The organism is Cupriavidus sp. PB-02, assembly GCF_058252315.1.
Genome location: NZ_JBXPSX010000003.1, coordinates 120228 through 140485, shown reverse-complemented (window position 1 = coordinate 140485; position 20258 = coordinate 120228). Strand labels below are relative to the sequence as shown.

General features: G+C 61.1%; 13 protein-coding genes and 2 pseudogenes. 7 read left to right on the top strand and 8 right to left on the bottom strand.

Annotated features, from left to right (window positions below):
- Nucleotides 1-645: 645 nt before the first annotated feature.
- On the top strand, nt 646-864 hold the full coding sequence (locus AC10V3_RS34965) for a hypothetical protein (RefSeq protein ID WP_490924462.1): 219 nt from the start codon (nt 646-648) through the stop codon (nt 862-864).
- A gap of 552 nt (nt 865-1416) precedes the next feature.
- Here the strand turns inward: AC10V3_RS34965 and AC10V3_RS34960 are convergent.
- The gene (locus tag AC10V3_RS34960; protein ID WP_490924461.1) at nt 1417-1638 is read right to left on the bottom strand and encodes a helix-turn-helix domain-containing protein; all 222 of its coding nucleotides are present in this window, start codon (nt 1636-1638) and stop codon (nt 1417-1419) included.
- Between the two features lie 978 nt (nt 1639-2616).
- Here AC10V3_RS34960 and AC10V3_RS34955 point away from each other — a divergent pair.
- From AC10V3_RS34955 to AC10V3_RS34945, 3 genes are all read left to right on the top strand, one after another.
- Nucleotides 2617-5877: an ATP-binding protein gene (locus AC10V3_RS34955; RefSeq protein WP_490924460.1), complete on the top strand. Its 3261-nt coding sequence runs from the start codon at nt 2617-2619 to the stop codon at nt 5875-5877.
- Between the two features lie 120 nt (nt 5878-5997).
- A complete protein-coding gene (locus tag AC10V3_RS34950) occupies nt 5998-7383 on the top strand; it encodes an FAD-binding oxidoreductase (protein WP_490924458.1) in 1386 nt (461 codons plus the stop codon).
- A gap of 79 nt (nt 7384-7462) precedes the next feature.
- Nucleotides 7463-7630, top strand: coding sequence for a hypothetical protein (locus AC10V3_RS34945; RefSeq protein ID WP_454754254.1), 168 nt, complete (start codon nt 7463-7465; stop codon nt 7628-7630).
- Nucleotides 7631-7854: 224 nt separating this feature from the next.
- Here the strand turns inward: AC10V3_RS34945 and AC10V3_RS34940 are convergent, their stop codons facing one another.
- Entirely contained in the window at nt 7855-8796 is a 942-nt protein-coding gene (locus AC10V3_RS34940; RefSeq protein WP_490924456.1) for a hypothetical protein, read from the bottom strand.
- A 337-nt stretch (nt 8797-9133) separates the two neighbouring features.
- Between AC10V3_RS34940 and AC10V3_RS34935 the strand changes: the two genes are divergently transcribed.
- Nucleotides 9134-13081 carry an AfsR/SARP family transcriptional regulator gene (locus AC10V3_RS34935; protein WP_490924455.1) on the top strand — a complete coding sequence of 1316 codons (3948 nt, stop codon included), beginning with the start codon at nt 9134-9136 and terminating at the stop codon, nt 13079-13081.
- Between the two features lie 162 nt (nt 13082-13243).
- Here AC10V3_RS34935 and AC10V3_RS34930 read toward each other — a convergent pair whose 3' ends face one another.
- From AC10V3_RS34930 to AC10V3_RS34915, 4 genes and pseudogenes are all read right to left on the bottom strand, one after another.
- Complete coding sequence (locus AC10V3_RS34930; protein ID WP_349607603.1) at nt 13244-13579, bottom strand: helix-turn-helix domain-containing protein; 336 nt, start codon at nt 13577-13579, stop codon at nt 13244-13246.
- A gap of 338 nt (nt 13580-13917) precedes the next feature.
- Nucleotides 13918-14086, bottom strand: a pseudogene (locus AC10V3_RS34925) (RNA-guided endonuclease InsQ/TnpB family protein); the annotation flags it as partial.
- 99 nt (nt 14087-14185) lie between these two features.
- Nucleotides 14186-15646 (bottom strand): IS1182 family transposase, encoded by a 1461-nt coding sequence (locus AC10V3_RS34920; protein WP_490924454.1) that lies wholly within the window; start codon nt 15644-15646, stop codon nt 14186-14188.
- A 169-nt stretch (nt 15647-15815) separates the two neighbouring features.
- Nucleotides 15816-16145 carry a tripartite tricarboxylate transporter substrate-binding protein gene (locus tag AC10V3_RS34915; RefSeq protein WP_490924452.1) on the bottom strand — a complete coding sequence of 110 codons (330 nt, stop codon included), beginning with the start codon at nt 16143-16145 and terminating at the stop codon, nt 15816-15818.
- Nucleotides 16146-16201: 56 nt separating this feature from the next.
- On the opposite strand from AC10V3_RS34915, the pseudogene AC10V3_RS34910 reads away from it, so the two are divergent.
- Nucleotides 16202-16631, top strand: a pseudogene (locus tag AC10V3_RS34910) (malonic semialdehyde reductase); the annotation flags it as partial.
- A 236-nt stretch (nt 16632-16867) separates the two neighbouring features.
- Here AC10V3_RS34910 and AC10V3_RS34905 read toward each other — a convergent pair.
- On the bottom strand, nt 16868-17242 hold the full coding sequence (locus AC10V3_RS34905; protein ID WP_454754267.1) for a VOC family protein: 375 nt from the start codon (nt 17240-17242) through the stop codon (nt 16868-16870).
- A 364-nt stretch (nt 17243-17606) separates the two neighbouring features.
- Nucleotides 17607-18823, bottom strand: a protein-coding gene (locus tag AC10V3_RS34900) for an IS3 family transposase (RefSeq protein ID WP_414225148.1) whose coding sequence is annotated in 2 segments (ribosomal slippage) — nt 17607-18574 and nt 18574-18823 — 1218 coding nt in all. Because the reading frame shifts where the segments join, the coding sequence is not laid out codon by codon here.
- A 206-nt stretch (nt 18824-19029) separates the two neighbouring features.
- Here AC10V3_RS34900 and AC10V3_RS34895 point away from each other — a divergent pair.
- Entirely contained in the window at nt 19030-20055 is a 1026-nt protein-coding gene (locus AC10V3_RS34895) for an IS110 family RNA-guided transposase (RefSeq protein ID WP_022540268.1), read from the top strand.
- Nucleotides 20056-20258: the final 203 nt, after the last annotated feature.

Here is a 20258-nt window from a genome sequence, read left to right as displayed (position 1 = left end):
GCAGCAACCGCGCACCTGCCCCGGCCGCCCGCATCGCCGCGGCCGACGACCGGGCCGCCGTCACCGCCTGGCTCGCCCGGTACGACGACAAACCAGCGACCCTCCCAACCTACCGGCGCGAAGTCGAGCGACTGATCCCTGTAGGCGGTCCTGCAGCTGGGCAAGCCGCTGTCTCGCTCACGCACGAGGGCCTGCTGGCCTACGAGCGCTTCCTGGCCGACTCGCAACCGGCCGCGCGCTGCGTCCTCGCCGGGAGCAAGAAGCTCGCGCGCAACCATCCGGACTGGCGCCCGTTTGCCGGGCCGCTCTCGCCCGGCAGCGTGCGCCAGGCGATGGTCATCCTGAATGCGCTGTTCGCCTGGCTGACCGAGGCGGGATACCTGGCCGGCAACCCGCTTGCCCTCGCCCGCCGGCGGCGCGCGCCAACGAAGCCGCACATCCCGCGCTAGCTGAGCCATGACCTGTGGGCGACCGTGAAGGCCGGTTCAGGGCAGATTATTGTGGTTGTTGAAACCGATCATTGTGAGCGTAGGGGTTTACCGTTACAAGGGAAATCCCTAATATGCTGCCATCGGATGCCGCAGCGCAACAAACCCTGGTCAAGGGATGACATTGGCATCCACCAGTTTGAAGAAGAGGTGAGCCATGAATACCAATCGCCAAACCCTGATCGCTGTCGCCGCACTCGCCGCCGCTCTGTCGGCCGCTCCGGCGCTTGCCAAGAGTGGCAAATTCGACACTTACACTGACGGCGCGAGGTCTGGGAAGTACGACGTTTACACTGACGGCGCGAAAAGCGGCAAATTCGACACCTATACCGACGGCGCCAGGTACTATATTGCGTCTGACCGCGCCCCCCTCTGAGCTGCAACCCTCGGTCTGGGACCACTCCCCCCGAACCCGGTCCCAGCGTTAAGGTCTTGGGGAGGGCTCCTTCAGGCGCCCTCGTCGCATTCCTTAGTCGAAGTAGCTCGCCCGGAGGTGGGCTTCAGACTGCTGCGAACCCCACACTTTTCTGAAGTGTGGGGTTTTTACTTTTCGGGTACCAGAACTTTCAGGCGGCCCAACTTGCCTGGTGGAAGGCGCATCGCGGGTGGATCTGGCCGGCCAAGAGGCCAGGCACGTCAGCCAGGTCCGATGCGAAACGGGCGCGGCATCTGCGAGCAGTCGTGCGGCAATAGCGCGATCAAATCCTGCGAATGTGTCGAAGCCCAGCTGATTCTCATCGATGTCCCTGAGGTCAGGGTATCGGCACAGGCCCGGCGAAGGTACGCAACGATTTGTCTCAGGGCCACGCGCTTCCCGCGCGGCGTCTTGGCCAACCGCGGCCGCGTCAAACCCAAGTGTGTACATCGCTGACAGGCCGCAGCCCGGCATTACACCTGCGCTGATCAGGGCACCACGCGACTTCTCCAGCTAGGCATGCTGATCCCACGCTGCCAGTTCACCAGGCTTGGCCGCATGGGCTGCTGCCTGTTCGAGCCAAGGCGCATGCGCCTTGGGAACGACCAGCATCGTCAAACCCAGTCCGTCCATCACACGCAGGGCGTGCTCGAGATTGACGCCCTTGCCGTTCTCCAGCTTGGACAGCATGCCGACAGAGACGCCGCAATGCCTCGCCGCCTGGTCAATGGGCATCCCTTCCCCTGCCCGGGTTGCTCGAATGCGGTCGCCCAGTGGTTGTAGGCCTTGCCTGGCGATTAATTGCGTTTTTATTTTGGCGTGCGACGTCTTCAAACTGCGCCAGAATCTGGCGCGGATGTGGCGCAGTATGAGAAATCGTGCGACATAAGTGACCCATGAGATACGGCGCGGCCAGTGCGAAGTTTTTTCGGGCCTGCCTGGAGATGGAGGTGACGTCGCACGGGAACTGCGCCATGACCAACATGTCCACTGCCCGGGCCTGCCTCGTCGAAGGTGCCAGCATCGCATCACGCCGAAATGGCCTGGCACCGAGGCTAGCCCAACGCCTGCCAAATAGCGGCCTTGCCCTGCCTGCGAGTGCACGGCCCCTCGTTGCCAGCCAACGGGCATGCTTGCTCCGCAAAGATGCGGCATCGCACTGGCGATTATTTGCATTTGTGGGGGCGCGAGGTCGCAGCTGTCGGGCCGCTAGGTCGGCCTGTAGTTCTTCGTGCGGACATTCAAACTTTGCCGGTGGGGCTTCCCCTGCGCCACCCTGATCCCGAATCAGCCGCTTCCGGCCAGCATCACCGCCCTATCCACCCCCCTAAAAGCCTTCACCCCCGCGCAAAAAGCACGACCGTGCCGACATTTCTAAACAGCCAGCCCGACATTTGAATCTGGTATTGACAATGTTGGTGTCAGGCACTCGCCGTTGCCGGGCGCGCCATGCAGTTTCAATACCTCACCGCGCCTGCCTGGGAGCTCCGCGCTTTCGATGCAGATTGACGCGAGCGGTGCAAAAATGTCCAAACCAATCAAAAATTCAAGTTACGCTGAATTGTTGCCGCGATTCCGCAAGACTTTGTTGCGCAATGCTTTTTACCGAAAGCGCGGTTACGTCAGACAGGCACCGCTGCGGTTGATCGCCGTGGTGCGCCACTTCCGGCTCAAACTCGGAGATGCGGATGGGCTCCAGCACAGTGTCTCAGCATGCCTCCTGAAGCTCGTTACTCTGTCCGGTTGTTCGGTGAGTTCCATCTCGACGGTGCTGACGCGCACATACCCGATGCGAACTCCCCCCGATTACAGGCGCTGCTTGCCTACCTGATTCTGCGTCGGGGCGCGCCGCAGTCGCGCCAGCAACTTGCATTTCTGTTCTGGCCCGATTCCGGGCAAGCCCAGGCGCGCAATGCTCTGCGTCAACTCCTGTTTCAGCTGCGCAAGGCTTGGCCGCAGGCAGCCCGGCTCGTCCACGCCGATGCGCAAATGGTGCGATGGCTGCCCGATTCGGCGCTCGATCTTGATGTGGCCCAGTTCCAAATCGCCCTCGCCACTGCAGAGCAAGCTGCCAAGAACGGAGACGCCGCCGCCGAAGAGGAAATGCTGACGCATGCCGCGGAGTTGTATCGCGGCGACTTGTTAGCGAATTGCCTCGATGAGTGGATAGCCCCGGAGCGCGATCATCTGCGCGAACAGTGCATCGCGGCGCTCGCCCGTCTCAGCGAGTTGAGTGAGAACAGACGCGACTACGCAAAGGCGTTGAAGCACACGCAACAATTGCAGCGGCTAGATCCATGCCGCGAACCTACCTATATGACGTTGATGCGTCTGCATGCACTGAACCGCGATCAAGCGTCCGCGTTGCGCGCCTATCGATCCTGTGTTGAAACGTTCGAGCGCGAGTTAGGCGTCGTGCCGAGCAGCGCTCTGCGAGAGGCCTATGCGCGCCTCGCTGCCGAGGCTGCACCAACGCAACTCCAACGCCCGCGGGACGCAACGTTGCCCTTGATTGGACGTGATCGTGAATGGCAACAGCTCCTCGAAGTGTGGCAGCGCACGCAACTCGGCGACAAGCAATTCACCCTGATCTCGGGCGAAGCCGGCATTGGCAAATCGCGCCTGGCACAGGAGTTTCTCGTATATATCGCCGGGCAAGGAATCACCGCGGCGCACTCGCGCGCCTACGCCGCCGAGGGACGGCTTGCGCTCACGCCGGTCACCGCCTGGCTACGAAGCCATGCGCTGCACGAAGCGATAAGCCGGCTCGACAAACTATGGCTGACCGAAGTCGCCCGTCTTCTGCCTGAACTGCTGACGCAGCAACCCGGCTTGTCACCGCCCTCTCCGTTCACCGAATACTGGCAACGCCAGCGCTTCTTCGAGGCGCTGGCACGAGCTGTCCTGGCGAAAGGCGGGCCGCTGCTGTTGTTGCTAGACGATCTGCAATGGTGCGACGCGGAGACGCTCGAATGGCTGCGCTTTCTGATGCACTTCGACGTGGGCGCGAAGCTCCTGGTGGTCGCTACGGCGCGTCATGAAGAAATCATGCCATTGCACGCCGTGAACCGGCTGCTTGACGCCTTGCGCCGCGACGACCAACTCATCGAGATATCACTGGACGCCCTGGATGCCGCCGAAACCGCGAAGATCGCGGCCCAGATCATAGATCGACCGCTGGCCGATACGGAGGCCACACGGCTGTTCCAGGAGAGCGAGGGAAATCCTTTGTTCACAGTCGAGATGATGCGCGCCCGCTCGGACATCGCGACGGCCGATGGAGCGCAGAGTGGGACAAGTTCGAAGTTGCCACCCAAGGTATATTCGGTCATCTCGAATCGGCTGGCGCAACTCTCGCCCGCCGCAAGGGACATCGTCGGGCTAGCCGCGATCATTGGACGCGCCTTCAACGCCGACGTACTCGCCCTGGCGAGCGACTTGAGCGAGGACGCTCTCGCAAGCGCGTTGGACGAACTCTGGCAACGGCGCATTGTGCGCCAGCCCGACAGTGGGAGCATGGCCTTTGACTTCAGCCATGACAAGATCAGGGACGTGGCATACGCCGAGGTGAGCCCCCTGCTGCGCCGCCGCTTGCATCAGCGCGTGGCGCGGGCACTCGAGCAGGAACCAGGCGGTGATCTCGACGCTGTAAGCGCACAGATTGCTGCGCACTACGAGCAGGCGGGCCAGACCAGCCGGTCAGCCGCTTTCTATCGTCACGCGGCTGGCGTCGCACAGAGTGTGTATGCCTATGACGATGCAATCGCGCTGCTGCAACGCGGGCTGTCACAAGCCAATCAGATCGTGGACCCACAAGAGCGCGCCAGGCAGTCGTTGGCATTGCAACTCGACCTTGCGCCACCCATCCGCATCTCCCGCGGCTGGGCGGCTCCCGAGCTGGAATCGCCGCTGCGAGGCGCCGTGGAACTCAGCAGATCCGCGGGCGACGTCAGTCAACAGGCGCGCGCTCAGGTCAGCCTTGCATTCTTTCTCGAAGTGAGGGCGGAAATTGCGCAGGCACAGAGCCTGAGCGAGGAACTCCTTGCGGGGTTGGGCCCGCTTGGCTCGGGTACCTACGCGGTGATGGCGTGGACCAACGTGATGGGGAGCCTGGTCCAGAAGGGAGATTGGGTGGCGGTGGAAGCTGCGTATCAACGTGCGCACGACGCGTATGACGAGGCCCAGCACGCCGAGCATGTGTCACTGATGGGCGGCAACTTCGGCGTATTGGCCGCAGCATGGTCGGCGCATGCATTCTGGTTCACGGGACTTGCCGACCAGGCCTTGCAGCGTGGGCGCGAAGCACTGGCGATGGCGAATCGCGTGGCACACCCATTCTCCCAGGCGCTTGCATTGGCCTATCTCGCCATGCAGCATGCCCTGCGACGCGAGCACGGTCTCACGCTTCACTACGCCAGACAGGCGCATGAGATCGCCGAACGGTACCACGTCGGGTATTACCTCGCCTGGGCCGACGTGCTGCTCGCATGGGCGAGCGCCAAACAGTCGCCGAGCCCCGAGGCTGTGGCAGGGATGCAGGCGGCTATCGACGGCTTTCTCGCCACGGGCGCACGCCTGCGGCTGACGCTGTATCGCGGGCTGCTGGCGGAATGTCTGGGCGACGTGGGTGAAACCGAGGCCGCGCTTGCAGCGCTCGATCGAGCGCTCGATGACTCCAGGCGCACAGGGGAGCACTGGCTGGACGCCGAACTGTATCGCCTGCGCGGCGAGCTGCTGTTGCACAACAGCGCCAACTTCGTCGAAGCCGAATCGTCGTTGCTCAGGGCGCTCGAGATCGCCACGAGCCAGGGAGCTCACTCACTCGAGTTGCGCGCCGCCCTGTCGCTGGCAAAGCTGCGACAGAAACAGGGCCACGTTGACGCGCGTACTGCGGTCGAGCCGCCGCTCGCCCGATTCACCGAGGGCTTCGACCAGCCCGACATCATCGAGGCGCGAGCGTTCCTTGTGCGTTAGTTGCGGTTGGACCGCTCAGCCCGGCCGGGCAGGAAGATCTCACATCTAACGCCCGACCTAACGCTTTCCAGACGCTGCGGTTGATACAACTACTGCATACCAACCGTGCAGGAGGCAGCCATGGAATCTTCGCTGAATGAGACCGTCGCAACCGCGCTTAAACCGCATTTTCGGGGCGAATTGATTCAACCTGGTGATGCGGCCTACGACCAGGCGCGCAAGGTATACAACGGAATAATCGACAAGCGCCCGGCGCTGATCGCGCGCTGCAACGACGTTGCAGACGTCATTGCGGCGGTGAACGCCGCGCGAGACGGGGGACTGATGTTGGCCGTGCGCGGAGGCGCACACAATGGCGCCGGGCTCGGCACATGCGATGGCGGACTGGTAATTGATCTGTCACCGATGAAAGGCGTGTTTGTCGATGCGAAGCGCAGGACGCTTCGCGTCGGCGGTGGCTGCACCTGGGGCGATGTGGATCATGCCGCAAGCCCCTATGGCCTGGCGACGCCCAGCGGATTCATCTCGACCACCGGTGTGGGCGGGCTGACGCTTGGCGGGGGCATTGGCTATCTCAGCCGAGCATTCGGTTTGACGATCGATAACCTGCTCAGTGCGGAGGTTGTGCTGGCCGACGGACGCTTGGTCAATGCCAGCGACGACGAAAACGCGGACCTGTTCTGGGCGCTGCGCGGCGGCGGTGGCAACTTTGGCGTGGTCACGTCGTTCGAGTTCAAGGCCCATCCCGTCGGCACGGTCTACGGCGGCCCGATGCTGTGGCCGATGGACAAGGCGCGCGAGTTGATGAAATGGTGGCGCGAGTTCATCTTGACCGCGCCGCAGGACATCAATGGCTGGTTCGGCTTCGTTACGGTTCCGCCCGCGCCGCCGTTCCCCGACGCTGTTCACCTGCAAAAGATGTGCGCCGTGGTGTGGTGCTATACCGGCCCGCTGGATGAAGCCGAAGCCCGCTTCCAGCCGATTCGCGACGCCATGCCGCCAGCGGTGGACTTTGCCGGGCCCATTCCATGGCCGGTCCTGCAGAGCCTGTTCGACGGGCTGTATCCGCCTGGCTTGCAGTGGTACTGGAAAGCCGACTTCGTGAGCGACCTGAGCGACAAGGCGATTGACCTGCACATCAAGTACGCGCAGCAGTTGCCGACGATGCATTCGACCATGCACCTGTATCCGATCAACGGCGCGGCGCATCGCGCAGGCCGAAACGACACTGCATTCAGCTACCGCGATGCGAACTTCGCCAGCGTGATTGTCGGCGTGGATCCCGACGCGGCCAACAACGATCGCATGACTCGGTGGGCGAAGGACTATTGGCTGGCGCTGCACCCGTACGCGGCAGGCGGAGGCTACATCAACATGATGATGGACGAGGGTAATGACAACGTGAAGGCGGCCTATCGCGACAACTATGCGCGCCTGGCGGAAATCAAGCGGAAGTACGACCCGGAAAATCTGTTCCGTGTGAATCAGAACATCAGGCCTACTTGATACAGCGGATGGGGACATGCGGAGGGAATACCCCTTGCGGAGCACTCCCCTTACCTATTGGAATCTGAAGGACATTTTCATGAGCAAGATCGTGTGCACGGGATTCGCGGCCTTGATGTTCGCTTTCGCCGGTTGCGCTGGCACCGGGAGTGACGCGGATTGTTCCGGCGGCAAATCCATGGGTGCAATCGCCGGTACAGGTGATCGGGCAAACGAGGGGCAACGTTCGCTCTACCTGTTTCAATAGGGGGCGCGCGGCGGGAGACCTATCAAGAAGGCGGGCTGGCAAACGATAATGTCTCGATCATGCAGAGCTCGGTGCCACAATGCCCTACCGGCAGGCCAACAGGTCATTTGTGGTGTTCGGCAACTTGTTCCCCCCATAGCCGCGACCCCGCCTTCTCGCCGCAAAGCTCCGGTTCTGATACTTACCGGCCGCAAACGGGGGGGTTCGCAGCCGGCGCTGTCGCGCTAACTCATGATTGGTGCCATCGCGGTTTCGATTCGAGACACCTGGTTCCCAGTGATCATACCGCCGAGAATCTGACTGAAGCGGGGTTCCTGCACTCCGGAAATGATGTATTGCCACCTGTATGCTGCAAGCAGGCTCATGCGCACAGATTCTTTGTCGGCCATTGGCAGCGATCGTCCGCAGATCATCGCAAAGTAATCAGCGTCCGCGCGAGCGTGTGTTTGCAGCATGCCGTCGACGGCGGCGATCAGTTCGATCAGATCGTTGACACCTGCGTCACGTTCTTCAGGTGAAAGCGTCGCATCTTCGCGGCGCCATTCGATTTCATCGAGAATCGCATGCTGTGATTCCTCGCGCCAGTGATAGAGAAAGACATCCTTCCATAGTTCAGACGAATTCGGGTCCCCGTCGATGCTGCCGCGATAGTGCGCGAGCACGAAGAGTTCGATGTGACAGGTTAGAGCGAGCACTGCCCATGTGGACTTCGCGAGTACGAACGACGCCACGCTGTTTGCATCCGGCAAAAACGTGTAACCGGCTGGCATGCCTTCGGCGCACATGCCTTCGATGCGGCGAAACAGCTCCTGATGCTTGATTTCTTCATCGGTGAACCGGACGAGTGCTTCGAGTGCGCTTTGGTCGCCGAGGCGGTATGGGCCGCTCATCTCCAGTACCTTCGCTGCAATGAAGCGTTCGACGAGGCCAAACATGTTTGCGTAAGTGCGGCCCTGAATCTGACTGAGCAGGCGCTGCTCGTCGGAACCAAGAAAGGCGAGAGCATCGACCTTCGATAGCGCGTCCGGGAGAAACTTTTTCGTGAAATCGAAGCTTCTGCCGCGAATCACGTCGCGGTCGATATCCCAGCGGACGCGCTTGGATGCAGCGATACACTTGGCATAGCGGTTGGTGTTGAGCTTATGCCCATCAGTCATGATTTCCATTGAAACATCTCCTTCAGTTGCGATTCACGGATACCTCACACGGCAGCCTGGCGGCAGTTCTGAGGCTCTGGGGTGCGTGAGCTGCCGTGCCGGTGCCGCCCGGGATTTCCCGGCCCCTCGAACGTGTCAGCCAGGTTGGGCGTACGGCATCGTCACGATCCAACTATCGTTGGCGGACGTCATCGATCTGTGAACAGCGTGCGAGGCCGCGTAAAAACGCCGTTAAAAAAAAAGAGACTCATGAAGGACAGACGGGCGGGCAGTCTGCATGGGATGCCTGAATGTCGTGCAGCGCGGAGTACACTGTTTGAGGGCGACGCATCACCTCACGCACGACATGACCCGGCTCAAGATCGAAGTCCTCGGAGGCCTGCACATCCGGCTTGCTGGGCAGCATGTGCCGCTGGACTTTCCCACCAGGAAGAGCAAGGCCATCCTGGCCTACCTTGCCTTGTCGCCAGGCATGCTGCGCTCGCGAGAGCAACTGGCAAGTGTGTTCTGGGAGCGCAGCGCTGAAGAGCAGGCGAGAGCCAGTTTGCGGCAGACACTGTCGAGCTTGCGCCGGATTCTCCCGAACGCGCCGCCATTTTTGAAAGCGGAGCCGGATGCCATCTGGCTCGACGCACATCTCGTGGAAGTCGACGCGTTGCAATTCACGCACCTCGCGACTGAGCGGTCTCCCGATGCACTGGCAAAGGCTGTCGCGCTCTATCGGGGCGCACTACTGGATGGTTTTGGCCTGCGTGAAGAGCCCTTCGAGCAGTGGATGATGGTCGAGCGTCGCTGGTTTCATGAGCGCGCTGTGGAAGCGTTCGCCGAACTCGTCAGCCATTATGAGCAGTCTGGCGAATTTAGTCGTGCAATTGCGGCGGCAAGCAGAGCACTGGCTTTGGACCCATTACTCGAATGGGCCCATGCGGTGCTTATGAGGCTCTATGCGAGGACGGGACGCCGGGACGCTGCCGTTCGCCAATATCAGGAATGCGTCCGTGTGCTCAATACCGAACTTGGCATTGCCCCCGCAGAGGGCACGCAACGTCTGGCAGCCCGAATCCAGCAGGATTCAGGCGGGGATAGAGAGACTGCAGGTCCAGCTGTGTCTGTCGGGAAGCCGGCTCAGCAGTCCGGCAGCGCGTGGCGCGCTGAGTACGAAGCAGACAGTGCGACGGTATTGCCGGCGGAGCGTAAGCAGCTAAGTGTGCTCTGCGCGCGCATGCGCGAGCCAATTAGCGACATGGATCCCGAAATTGCGCTTGAGCGCGTCGACCCTGTGCTGAAAGCAATGGTCGACGCTGTTCGGCGATTCGGCGGCTTGGTCACCCAGCTCAGAAGCGATGGTGTGACAGCACTGTTTGGGGCGCCTGTCGCACACGAAGACCATGCGGTGCAAGCGTGTTACGCAGCGCTCGCGATGCGCGAAGGCATCTCGGCGATCATTGACCGGCCTCTGGATGTACGGATCGGCATACATTCTGGCGAGGCCGTCGTCCGGACGATTGGAAACGACCGGTCGCAACACTATGACGCGCTTGGCTCTGTACCGCAGCTTGCAAATCAGATAGAGGCCGCGCTCTCTGCCGGAGAGATCGGCGTGAGCGCCGACACGGCGCGGTGTGCGGAAGGCTTCATCGAGGTCTCGGATCCTCGCGCGACGCCGCTTCCTGGCGCGACGCCTCCCGTCGAAATTTTCATGCTGCGTACGAAGTCTGCGTTGCGTCTTCGCTGGAACGCTCGCACCGTACGCGGCCTCACACGTTTTGTCGGCCGCGACGCGGAGATGGCCAGTTTGCAGGGGATGCTCGAGCGTGCCGGACGCAGCGCAGGCCAGGTATGCGCGATCGTCGGAGAACCAGGCGTGGGAAAGTCTCGCCTCGTGCACGAGTTTGTCAACTCGGAACAAGCGGCCGGGTGGACAAAATTCGAGACCGGCACGACCTCACACGACACTAGCGCGATCTATCTTCCGCTCGCCAACCTGCTGCGGACATGGTTCGGCATCGGCGAGCGCGAGCCACTGGCCGAGGCAGCCGACAAGCTTCGTCGCGGCGTCGACGCGGTCGACCCGGAACTCGCGTCGACGCGTCCCGCGCTCGCTGTAGTGCTGGACTTGCCGCCGGACGATCCGCAATGGGAGATGGCGAGTCCGCCGCAAAGGCGCAAGCGCACGCTCGAAGCGGTTGCCACGCTTGTGATCCGCGCGAGTGAGCAGCGTCCACTGATACTCGTTGTCGAGGATCTGCACTGGATCGATGACGGCACCCAGGCTGTGCTCGATCATCTCGTCGACTTCATTGGTGCGTCGCGCGTGATGCTTCTCGTGACCCATCGACCCGAGTATCGGCACAAATGGTCTGGCAAGAGCTATTTTTCCCAACTGCACGTGGACAGTCTTGGCGACGAAAGCGCAGAACTGCTGCTGCGGACGCTGCTCGGCGACGACGGCGGGCTTTCCGCGCTTCGCCGGCGCCTGATCGAGCGCACGGGAGGCACGCCCCTTTTCCTGGAAGAGTCTGTTCGTGCGCTGGCAGATGCGGGCGCACTGGTCGGCCAGATGGGTGCCTACCAGATGGTTCGAGCCATCGACACGTTCGATATTCCATCGACCGTGCACGCGGTCCTTGCTTCGCGGATCGATCGCCTGTCCGCGCAGCAGAAGATCCTGCTGCAGATGGCGGCCGTGATCGGTCACGAGTTTCCGGTCGATCTTCTGCAGCCGATAGCCGATCTCGACCGCGAACGGGTACTCGATCTGCTGGCTGATCTGCAGGCGGCTGAATTCGTCTATCAGACCCGGTTTTTGCTGCACCAGCAATACACCTTCAAGCACGCGCTCACGCATCGTGTCGCTTATGCAAGCGTACTCAAAGAGCGGCGACGCTCAGTGCACGTACAGCTTGTGGATGTCATCGAGCGACTTTACGCGCAACGTCTCGACGAGCATGTCGAACGCCTCGCGCATCACGCGCTTGCTGGCGAACTATGGGACAAGGCTGTTCATTATCTGTACCAGTCTGCGGGCAAGGCTCTTCAGCGGTCCGCGTATCAGCAGGCGGTTGAGCACCTGAACAGAGGGCTCGAGATCATCCGGACGTTGCCTCGCACCCCTGCCCTGCTCAGGCAAGAACTCGATTATCAGAAGGTCCTGGGCATGACCATGATGGCGGCGAAGGGCTGGGCGGCGAAAGAAGTGCTTGACGCGTATACGCAGGCGAGGGCGCTCTGCGAGGAGCTTGGAGACGAGAGCGAACTGTTCACCGTGCTACGGGGCGAAGGACAGTATCGAATGATCCGTGGCGAGTCGGAAATCGCCCGCGAACTCGGCAATCGTTGCACAGCTCTGACGGCGGGTTCACATGACCACGGGATGCAAATCGAGACGCATCATCTTTTCTGGACGAATAGTTTTTTCATGGGTGAATACACTACCGCAGAGTTTCATAGTTCAAGAGGAATGGTCCTTTACGAGCGCGAGCGAGACCACGCGCTGACATTCAAATACTCTGGACATGATCCTGGTGTGTGCTGCCGATGCTTCACCGCGTTAGTGCAGTGCCTGCGCGGATACCCGGACAAATCGCTGTCGATTTGCGACGAGGCGCTGGAACTCGCGCAAGAACTTGGTCATCCACTGACGACGGCATTGGCATACTGGGCATGTAGCTTCGCGCATCTCCTGCGTGGCGAGCCGGAGCTGGCGAGACAGTGGGCGGCGCGGGAAATTGCAGTTTGCGAGGAGTACGTTTTGCCCTTGCTGCTGTCGCAAGGGATATTTCAGCTGGGTTGGGCGCTGGCGCAGCTTGGTGATCTCGACGAGGGCATAGAACGGATGCGGGAGGGCATTTCAGCAATCAGTGCAACGGGTGCCGAAATGGGGCTGCCGTACTTCAATGCGCTGCTTGGCGAAGCGCTTGGCCGCGCGGGCAAACCAGAGGCAGGGCTCGTCGAGATCGATCGGGCGCTCGCCGCTGTCAATCAGCACGGCGGACGCTTCCAGCTCTCGGAAATGCTGCGTCTGAAAGGCGAATTGCTCGCAGCTCAGTGCCCCGTGCGACGAGAAGAAGCACTCGCGTCCCTTCGCGAGGCGATCGCGGTTGCGCAAAGGCAGGGCGCCAGTTTTCTCGGGCTTCGGGCGGCGATCAGCCTTGCACGCCTGTTGGCAGCAACGGGTGACATTGAAAATGCATACGCCGTGCTGCAGCCCGCTTGCGAAAGCATAAGGGAAGGAAGTGAACTCACTGATGTTCGCACGGCGCAAGCACTCCTGGCTGATCTGAAGAGTCGCTAGCGCAAGGCTGAGTGGAAAGAACCGTCGGAGGCGCGTAACCAAGCTGAATCGAGACAAGAGCTCTCAGCAAGGCGGAAGGCGCGTCAGCAAGCCCAAGCGAATGGCATTTCCGCACCGATCGAGGACCGCATACGAGATTGACGCCCATCCTGATCGGCGCCTCTACCCTTCCAGCCAGGCATGCTGTTCCCTGGCAGCATCCTCGCCGGTCTTCGCCGCATGGGCTGCTGCCTGTTCGAGCCAAGGCGCATGCGCCTTGGGAACGACCAGCATCGTCAAACCCAGTCCGTCCAATACACGCAGGGCGTGCTCGAGGTTGACGCCCTTGCCATTTTCTAGCTTGGACAGCATGCCGACGGAGACAGCGCAAGTTCTCGCCGCCTGGTCAATGGGCATCCCTTCCGCTGCGCGGGTTGCTCGAATGCGGTCGCCCAGTTGATGAATGGTGCGAATTGTTGCGCGCGAAGGTGGCGTCGGATCAGGTAGTGGTCGCGGCATGGAGGCCCGTCTCGTGGAGGGAAGTCAGCGAAGAGGCTGCTCGCCAAATTGTTTCATGATCATGAAATTATACTCCGCAACGGTAATGGTTGCGCTCTATTCCGAGGGGAACGGCCTTATGCCAGCCAGCTTACGCACGGTTGTACGTGAAAGCTTGGCGATTAATTGCGTTTTAATCTCTGCACTACCCTTCGAGCAGTTGCCGATGCAGCACATGACCACCCGGCCCAGCTACGTGCGGAATGAGGGTCGGGCGCCGCCACGTTTGAGCTGCATGATCAGCCTTCCTGATCGCCTCCGGCGTATTCACGATCTCGCCCCACATACCTGACTTCGCCGCCTGTGTCAGCCACCGCCACTTCGAAACCCGTGGGCCATTTCTTGCCCCCATTTGAGGGCGTGCTTCTGTGTGTCATTGCAGAAGTTCCAAACGTAGTTCACCGCGCGGCTCTGCTGATTGAGCAGGCCGTTCAGCGACTTCACCCGGTAGCGATAGACGAGAAGCATGCCGGCCATTCTAACTTGGGAATGCCGCCTGTCGGCGGCGCTCCTTTCACTCCCCGCCCTGAAGAGGCCGTCGCAAAACGTTTCTGCTGTGCGTCCAATTCAAGTCCGAGCGTGGATGTGATTGCTTTGGCGCGAGCCAACAAATCGAAGAATCTGTCCCAAAAAACAGTGCGCAACCTCGTGGAGGCCGCGTAGAACCGCATACAAAAGGGTAAATAATGCCCTCGACAGGGCAACTGCCCGGGACAGGTTGTGCGCCAGGACATGCAAGGCGAATTCCCGCTTGACCGCCTGGAGCCCACTGCGCCGAAAGCGATTCAGCCCCTGCTGGGAACGCAAGCTGCTGAACACAGGTTCTACGATCGCCTTGCGCTGGCTGAAAATGCGTCGCGCCTGAGGATGCTGCATCACGAGGCGAAGCGCCTCGCGATGCTCATCCTCGGGGTAGCGTTTGATGCGTCGTCCCTGCGCCGCTTTCGTACAGTTCGCGCGTAAGTGGCATCCCTCGCAGCTCGTAGACCCATACACACGATGCTCTCGGCTTCGCAGTGTTTGTTCGCACTTGCTCAGCAGGATCAGCGTTTGCCCGGCGGGGCAATGATAGGTGTCAGTTTGCGGGTAATAGTCAAAGGCGCTTTTATGGAACAGTCCTTCTTCCCGCGTCTTTGCAGGCCACTGCCCATCCGGGCATAACAGGCTGACATCACGCGCAAGCGTCGCTTCGATGACCTCATCGTCGAAGTATCCTGCATCGAGCAACACTTCTTCTGCCTGCGCACCCGTCACTCGTGCGCTTTGATCCAGCATTGGCGCGATTACCTGTGTTTCACTCGACGCGTCCAGCGCGAGGGCCGTGATGATCCGATCTTCGTTGGCCAGAACCGACGGTTTGTACGATGCCGCGAACCCACGTCCGCGCTTCAGGCGCTGCACCATGGCCTCCGGCTCGCTGGCGCTGATGCGCAAGGTCTCGCTGCTCTTGCCATGGCTGTGGCGAGCGGCTTGACGCTGCTCGAAGATGTCCTGGCATTGTTTGCTGCGTTGCAGCTCCTGTTGCACGGCCTGATCATCGGGGGCCCGCTCAACCGCTTCGATAGCGGCTTCTGCGCGCGCCTTGACGGCCTCTTCTTTGAGCAAATTGTAGTGCGAGCAAGCCGCTTCAATGACGGTGCCGTCGCCGGCTAAACGCGTGCTGCGGGAACCACTGGCTTTCAATATCGCGCGCGTGAGCGATTCAAAAAACCCCTGGGTCAGCGAGTCCTCGTGCAATACGATGAAGCGACCAATATTGGCATGATCCGGCGCGATACCCCCTGTCACCCACATGCATCCCAAGTCCAGCCGCGCCAGTCGCTCCAGCTCACGCAGCGAATGAACACCCTGCATGACGCCATACAGGATCAGACCCATCATCAGGCGCGGCGCGTAAGGAGCGCGCCCGGTGGCTGCATAGCGCTGCTCGAACGGTAGCCAGTCCTGCTGTCCGAGCAAATGCGCTACGACAAATGGTGCACGTTGACCGGCCTGCTTCAGATAGTCCTCCAGGCGCGTCGTGCCCAAGACAATCTCATGCGGGTTGCCTGTTACAAACCGGCGCCCCGTATCCGACGCGTTTGGCCTGGGTCTGACATCTTGAGCCGGCACTCCACCAAACAGATCGTGTTGCTTACTGTCCGGTGATGGTACTTTGCGAGCCGTGCTCATCGCTCATCTCTTCATCAGGGTTGCGTCACCGGATTTTATCGGCAATGGGCTTTCGCGACAGCCTCTGAAGGGCGGGGTTTCTCGGAGCAAGTCTGATGAATTCCTGGAACTTGGCCGGACTGTCCGCGGGCATGGGGAGGGAACCTGTGCTGGCCAGCATGGCCTGGTAGCGGGGCGAATTGACCGCGGCCTTGATGGCCCGCTCAAGTTTCTGGACAACAGCGGGCGGCGTGCCCGCCGGCGCTCCGTAGCCCCACCAGGGATTGGGCCTCCCATCGATGTCCGATTCCACGAACGTGGGGACGTTGGGCAGGCTTGGCAAGCGCTGTGGCGTGCCGACCACCACGATATTCACAGCCCCCGTTTTCAGCAGCGACAGGCCCTGAGTGATGGAAGTAAAGAAAAATTGATATCGTCTTCGTCAAGAGCGCCGCCGAGAAGGCGCGCCTGGTGGACTGCGTGTCGGCCGGCAACGTCGAAGACCCGCTCCGCGCCGCTCACCGTGATCATCGCCTTCGACAAGGCCTTTCACGACCAACTGCCGCGCCTGTTCCCGCACGCCGACGCCCGTTCCTGTTACGCCGGCAACGATGAGAAGATCGCCCGCGACGCGCTGATGAACAGCTCGCTACAAGACGGCTACTTCATCCTGGCCGCACGTGCGCTGGGCCTGGATTGCGGCCCGATGGCCGGTTTCGACGCCGACAAGCTCAACGCAGCCTTTTTCCCCGATGGCAAGTGGTCGGTCAACTTCCTGGTCAACCTGGGCTACGGCGTTGCCGACAAGCTGCATCCGCGCCTGCCGCGCCTGCCGTTCGACGAAGCCTGCCGCATCGTCTGAAGACGCCGCGCGCCGGTGGCGCCAGAAAAAAAAAGCGACCCATCGGGTCAAACCCATCGGGTCGCTTTTTTTCTGGTTCATCGCCAATCTGCGGGGTGGGGCGAGGGTCTCAGAACGCCCCTGAGCTGTCGTACGCGCGGTGCGGCCCGCCGCCAAAAAGCGAACGCTCAACGTTTGACATGAGTGGCGGCCGCAAGTGGGCGAAGTCCGCTTGTGGACGTCCCTCGATGGAAGGGTTAGGCCTCGGGTTCGTGGCAAACCACTTCGATGTTGTGCCCGTCCGGACCAATGACGAAAGCTGCATAGTAGTTCGCGTGGTAGTGCGGGCGCAGACCAGGCGCACCATTGTCTTTGCCACCCGCCTCCAGAGCCGCGCGATAGAAAGCTTCGACTTGCTTGCGATTCTCGGCCGTGAACGCCAAGTGAAGATGCGCCGGCTTCTCCTCGGTTTGGTACAGGCACAATGAAGCCTTACCCTTTGGGCTAAGCTCGACACCGTACGTCGGCGGCCCCTCCGAGGCAACAGCTACGCCGAGCGGTTCGAGTGCCTTGAGGAAGAACGCTTTGCTCGCTGCATAGTCGCTGACTCCGAATTTGACGTGGTCAAACATTAGTTCTCCTGAAGAGTGTGGGCCTTAGCCAGCCATCAACGTAAAGACGGTCTTCAGCGGCCGTTACCACACGGGAGATGGTGACTGGTTTTTTCGACAAGGCGGTTGACCTATCTATCGATAGCGTACTAGATGGACTACTTTTCAACCTGGAACAAGCATGGGCAGAGGATTGGAAAAGCTTGCTGAGTTTTCCGAAGGTTGCGCCAGAATGGTCAGTAACGGACAAGCAACGTTTGAATGACGGACTTCAGTATTACCGAGTTCATGGCCTCCGGTAGAGCGGGAAAACCACAACAGGTCGACGAGCTAAACGAGCCATTTGGGGTTACCCCGTTTCATCGGACAGATTCGCATTGGAATTTTATGTCGATGGGTTTCCTCCTTGTGATGGGGCAGTGTAGGCCCGGTGTAGCGCCGGATTCATGCCATTGACAGGCAGCTTTTCAAATTCCTGCGGGGAACGATAGCCCAGGGCGCTGTGCAAGCGGTGCGAGTTGTACCAGCCCTCAATCCAAGTGAACAACGCCTGTCGGGCGTCGTCGTGGGTGGCGAAGTGCGAGCGGTTCAGCAATTCGCACTCGAGCGTGGCAAAGAAGGCCTCACACATGGCGTTGTCGTAGGCATCGCCCACTGAACCCATGGAGGGGCGTACGCCCGCATCCCGACAGCGTTGGCCAAAGGCCACCGACGTGTACTGGCACCCCTGGTCCGAATGGTGGATCACCGACGTGGGATGTCGCTGCGCGAGCGCCATGTCCAGCGCCTGCAACATCAGCGCGGTGCGCAGGTGGTTGTCCATGGCCCAGCCCACGATGCGTCGGCTGTATACGTCGAGGACGACAGCCAGATAGTAAAAGCCGGCCTTGGTCGGAATGTACGTCGCATCGGCAACCCAAAGCTGGTTGGGGGCCTCAGCACGGAAGTGCCGCTGCACCAGATCGGCAGCGGGTCTGGCCCGCGCTGCGCGGTGCGTCGTGCAGATGAAGTGTGGCCGGCATGCCCCGCGCAGCCCGGCCTCACGCATCAGTCTCGCCACGCGCTTGCGCCCCACCCGGATGCCCTGACGCAGCAGAGCCGCGTGTACCCGGGGCACGCCATAGGTGCCGCAGGAGTGCGAGTGAATTGCTCGGATCTGCACCAGCAGCAGCTTGTCACGCACGACACGGGGGCTCGGGCTACGCCCGTTCCACGCATGGAACCCACTGCGCGAGACCTTAAGCAGCCGGGCCATGGTGGACAGCGGATAACGAGCTTGGTTCGCCTTCATGAATTCGTACCCTTGTCGGGCAGCGAGTCGGTCTCCCGGGCGAACCAAGCCGCGGCTTTTGCAAGTATCTCCCTCTCCATTTTGAGCTGCCGGTTCTCACGGCGTAGCCGTGTGAGCTCCTGGTGCTCGGCACTGGTCAGGCCATCATGACGTGTGCCTGCGTCACGCTCGGCCTGTGCAACCCAGTTGTAAATGGTCTGAGCCGTGGGTTCGAATTCTTTGGCCAGATCTTCGGGGCGGCGACCTGCATGGACCAAGTCAACCATTTGCTGACGGAAGACAGTGCTGTACGGTGGGCGCGTTTTCGGCATAGTGCACCTCCTGTTTACTCAAGATAGGCACTGTCCGAAAAAGATGGAATGAACGCGCCCCGGCCCTCCCCGATGATAGGGGCTGTGGTTCAGTTGCACATCTGGGAAAGATGACAGGTGGGGGTAGGCGGGTCCCCCATCACGAAACGGCATCGATGTGCCAGAGTGGGAGTTGTCACAATCCACACAGGATGGAGGAACCCGAAATGAATACTACGTCCTACGGCCTGGACATCGCAAAAACTGTCTTCCAGCTCTATTGGGTCGAACCTGATGGCAAGTGTTTCAACCGACATTTCAGTCGACCGAAACTGATCGAATTCCTCGCCCGACGTGAGCCGGGGCGCATCGCGCTGGAAGCATGCGGCAGCGCACACTGGTGGGCTCGCCAGCTACAGGCCATGGGCCATGAACCGGTGCTGCTGCATGCCCAGTACGTACGCCCGTTCGTGCAGACCAACAAGACCGATGCGGCCGATGCCAAGGCCATCTGGACCGCAGCTCAGCAGCCAGGCATGCCCGTCGTGGCGCCCAAGACCGAGTCCCAACAATGCGTGCTAAGCCTGCACGCCATGCGCCGGCTGCGCGTGAAGATGCGCACCATGCTGGTCAACCAGCTGCGCGGCATGCTGTTCGAGTTCGGCGTTCATTTTCGGCGTGGACTGCGAACAGGCCTACATGAAATCGTCGAGCGCATGGCCGAAATCGAGCAAGACGTGCCGCCTACACTGTTTGAGTTCGTGCGCGAACAATTGCTAAGCATCGAGCAACTCGATCAAGAGATTGCCCGCCTCGATCAACGCATCGACGCCTGGGCGCGGCAGAATCGGGCCTGCCATGCGATTCTCGCCATCCCCGGCATCGGCATGCTCACCGCTACCGCCATGATCGCAACCATTGGCGACGTGCACACCTTCAAGTCCGGGCGGCAACTGGCGGCCTATTTTGGCCTGGTGCCGAAACAGACCGGCACTGGTGGCAAGGTCTGGCTGGGCGGCATCAGCAAACGTGGCGACCCCTACGTGCGCACCTTGCTCATTCATGGCGCTCGGGCCGTGCTGAATCATCTGCGCAGGAAGAATCAGCCCGGCTGGAGCCTGAGGCTCGCGCAGCGACGGCCTGCAAACGTCGTTGCCGTCGCCATGGCCAACAAGATGGCACGCACAGTCTGGGCGCTGTTGGCGCATGACCGAGCTTATGACCGAGACTACGTCTCGGTCAGGCCTGCCTGACCGGCAAGGCCCGGCTGGCAGGGAAGAAAGGCAGGACCCGTCCACAGGTTGCGACGGTTAGATGAACATCATGGCAAGACAGGTCGGACCGCGGGAGCGCAAGCCCAATGACTCGCAGGTGCCTCAAAGCACGAAAAAAAGGTAGGGACGCTCCCGGCGGAATATCCATGATGGCCCGCAGGCGTCGCCTGCAACCCAAGGCC

Coding starts and splice junctions, on each gene's coding strand:
- AC10V3_RS34905 (WP_454754267.1), bottom strand. CDS start 17,242: ATGTTTGACCACGTCAAATTCGGAGTCAGCGACTATGCAGCGAGCAAA.
- AC10V3_RS34955 (WP_490924460.1), top strand. CDS start 2,617: ATGCCTCCTGAAGCTCGTTACTCTGTCCGGTTGTTCGGTGAGTTCCAT.
- AC10V3_RS34930 (WP_349607603.1), bottom strand. CDS start 13,579: ATGCCGCGACCACTACCTGATCCGACGCCACCTTCGCGCGCAACAATT.
- AC10V3_RS34945 (WP_454754254.1), top strand. CDS start 7,463: ATGAGCAAGATCGTGTGCACGGGATTCGCGGCCTTGATGTTCGCTTTC.
- AC10V3_RS34940 (WP_490924456.1), bottom strand. CDS start 8,796: ATGGAAATCATGACTGATGGGCATAAGCTCAACACCAACCGCTATGCC.
- AC10V3_RS34935 (WP_490924455.1), top strand. CDS start 9,134: ATGACCCGGCTCAAGATCGAAGTCCTCGGAGGCCTGCACATCCGGCTT.
- AC10V3_RS34960 (WP_490924461.1), bottom strand. CDS start 1,638: ATGCCCATTGACCAGGCGGCGAGGCATTGCGGCGTCTCTGTCGGCATG.
- AC10V3_RS34895 (WP_022540268.1), top strand. CDS start 19,030: ATGAATACTACGTCCTACGGCCTGGACATCGCAAAAACTGTCTTCCAG.
- AC10V3_RS34950 (WP_490924458.1), top strand. CDS start 5,998: ATGGAATCTTCGCTGAATGAGACCGTCGCAACCGCGCTTAAACCGCAT.
- AC10V3_RS34965 (WP_490924462.1), top strand. CDS start 646: ATGAATACCAATCGCCAAACCCTGATCGCTGTCGCCGCACTCGCCGCC.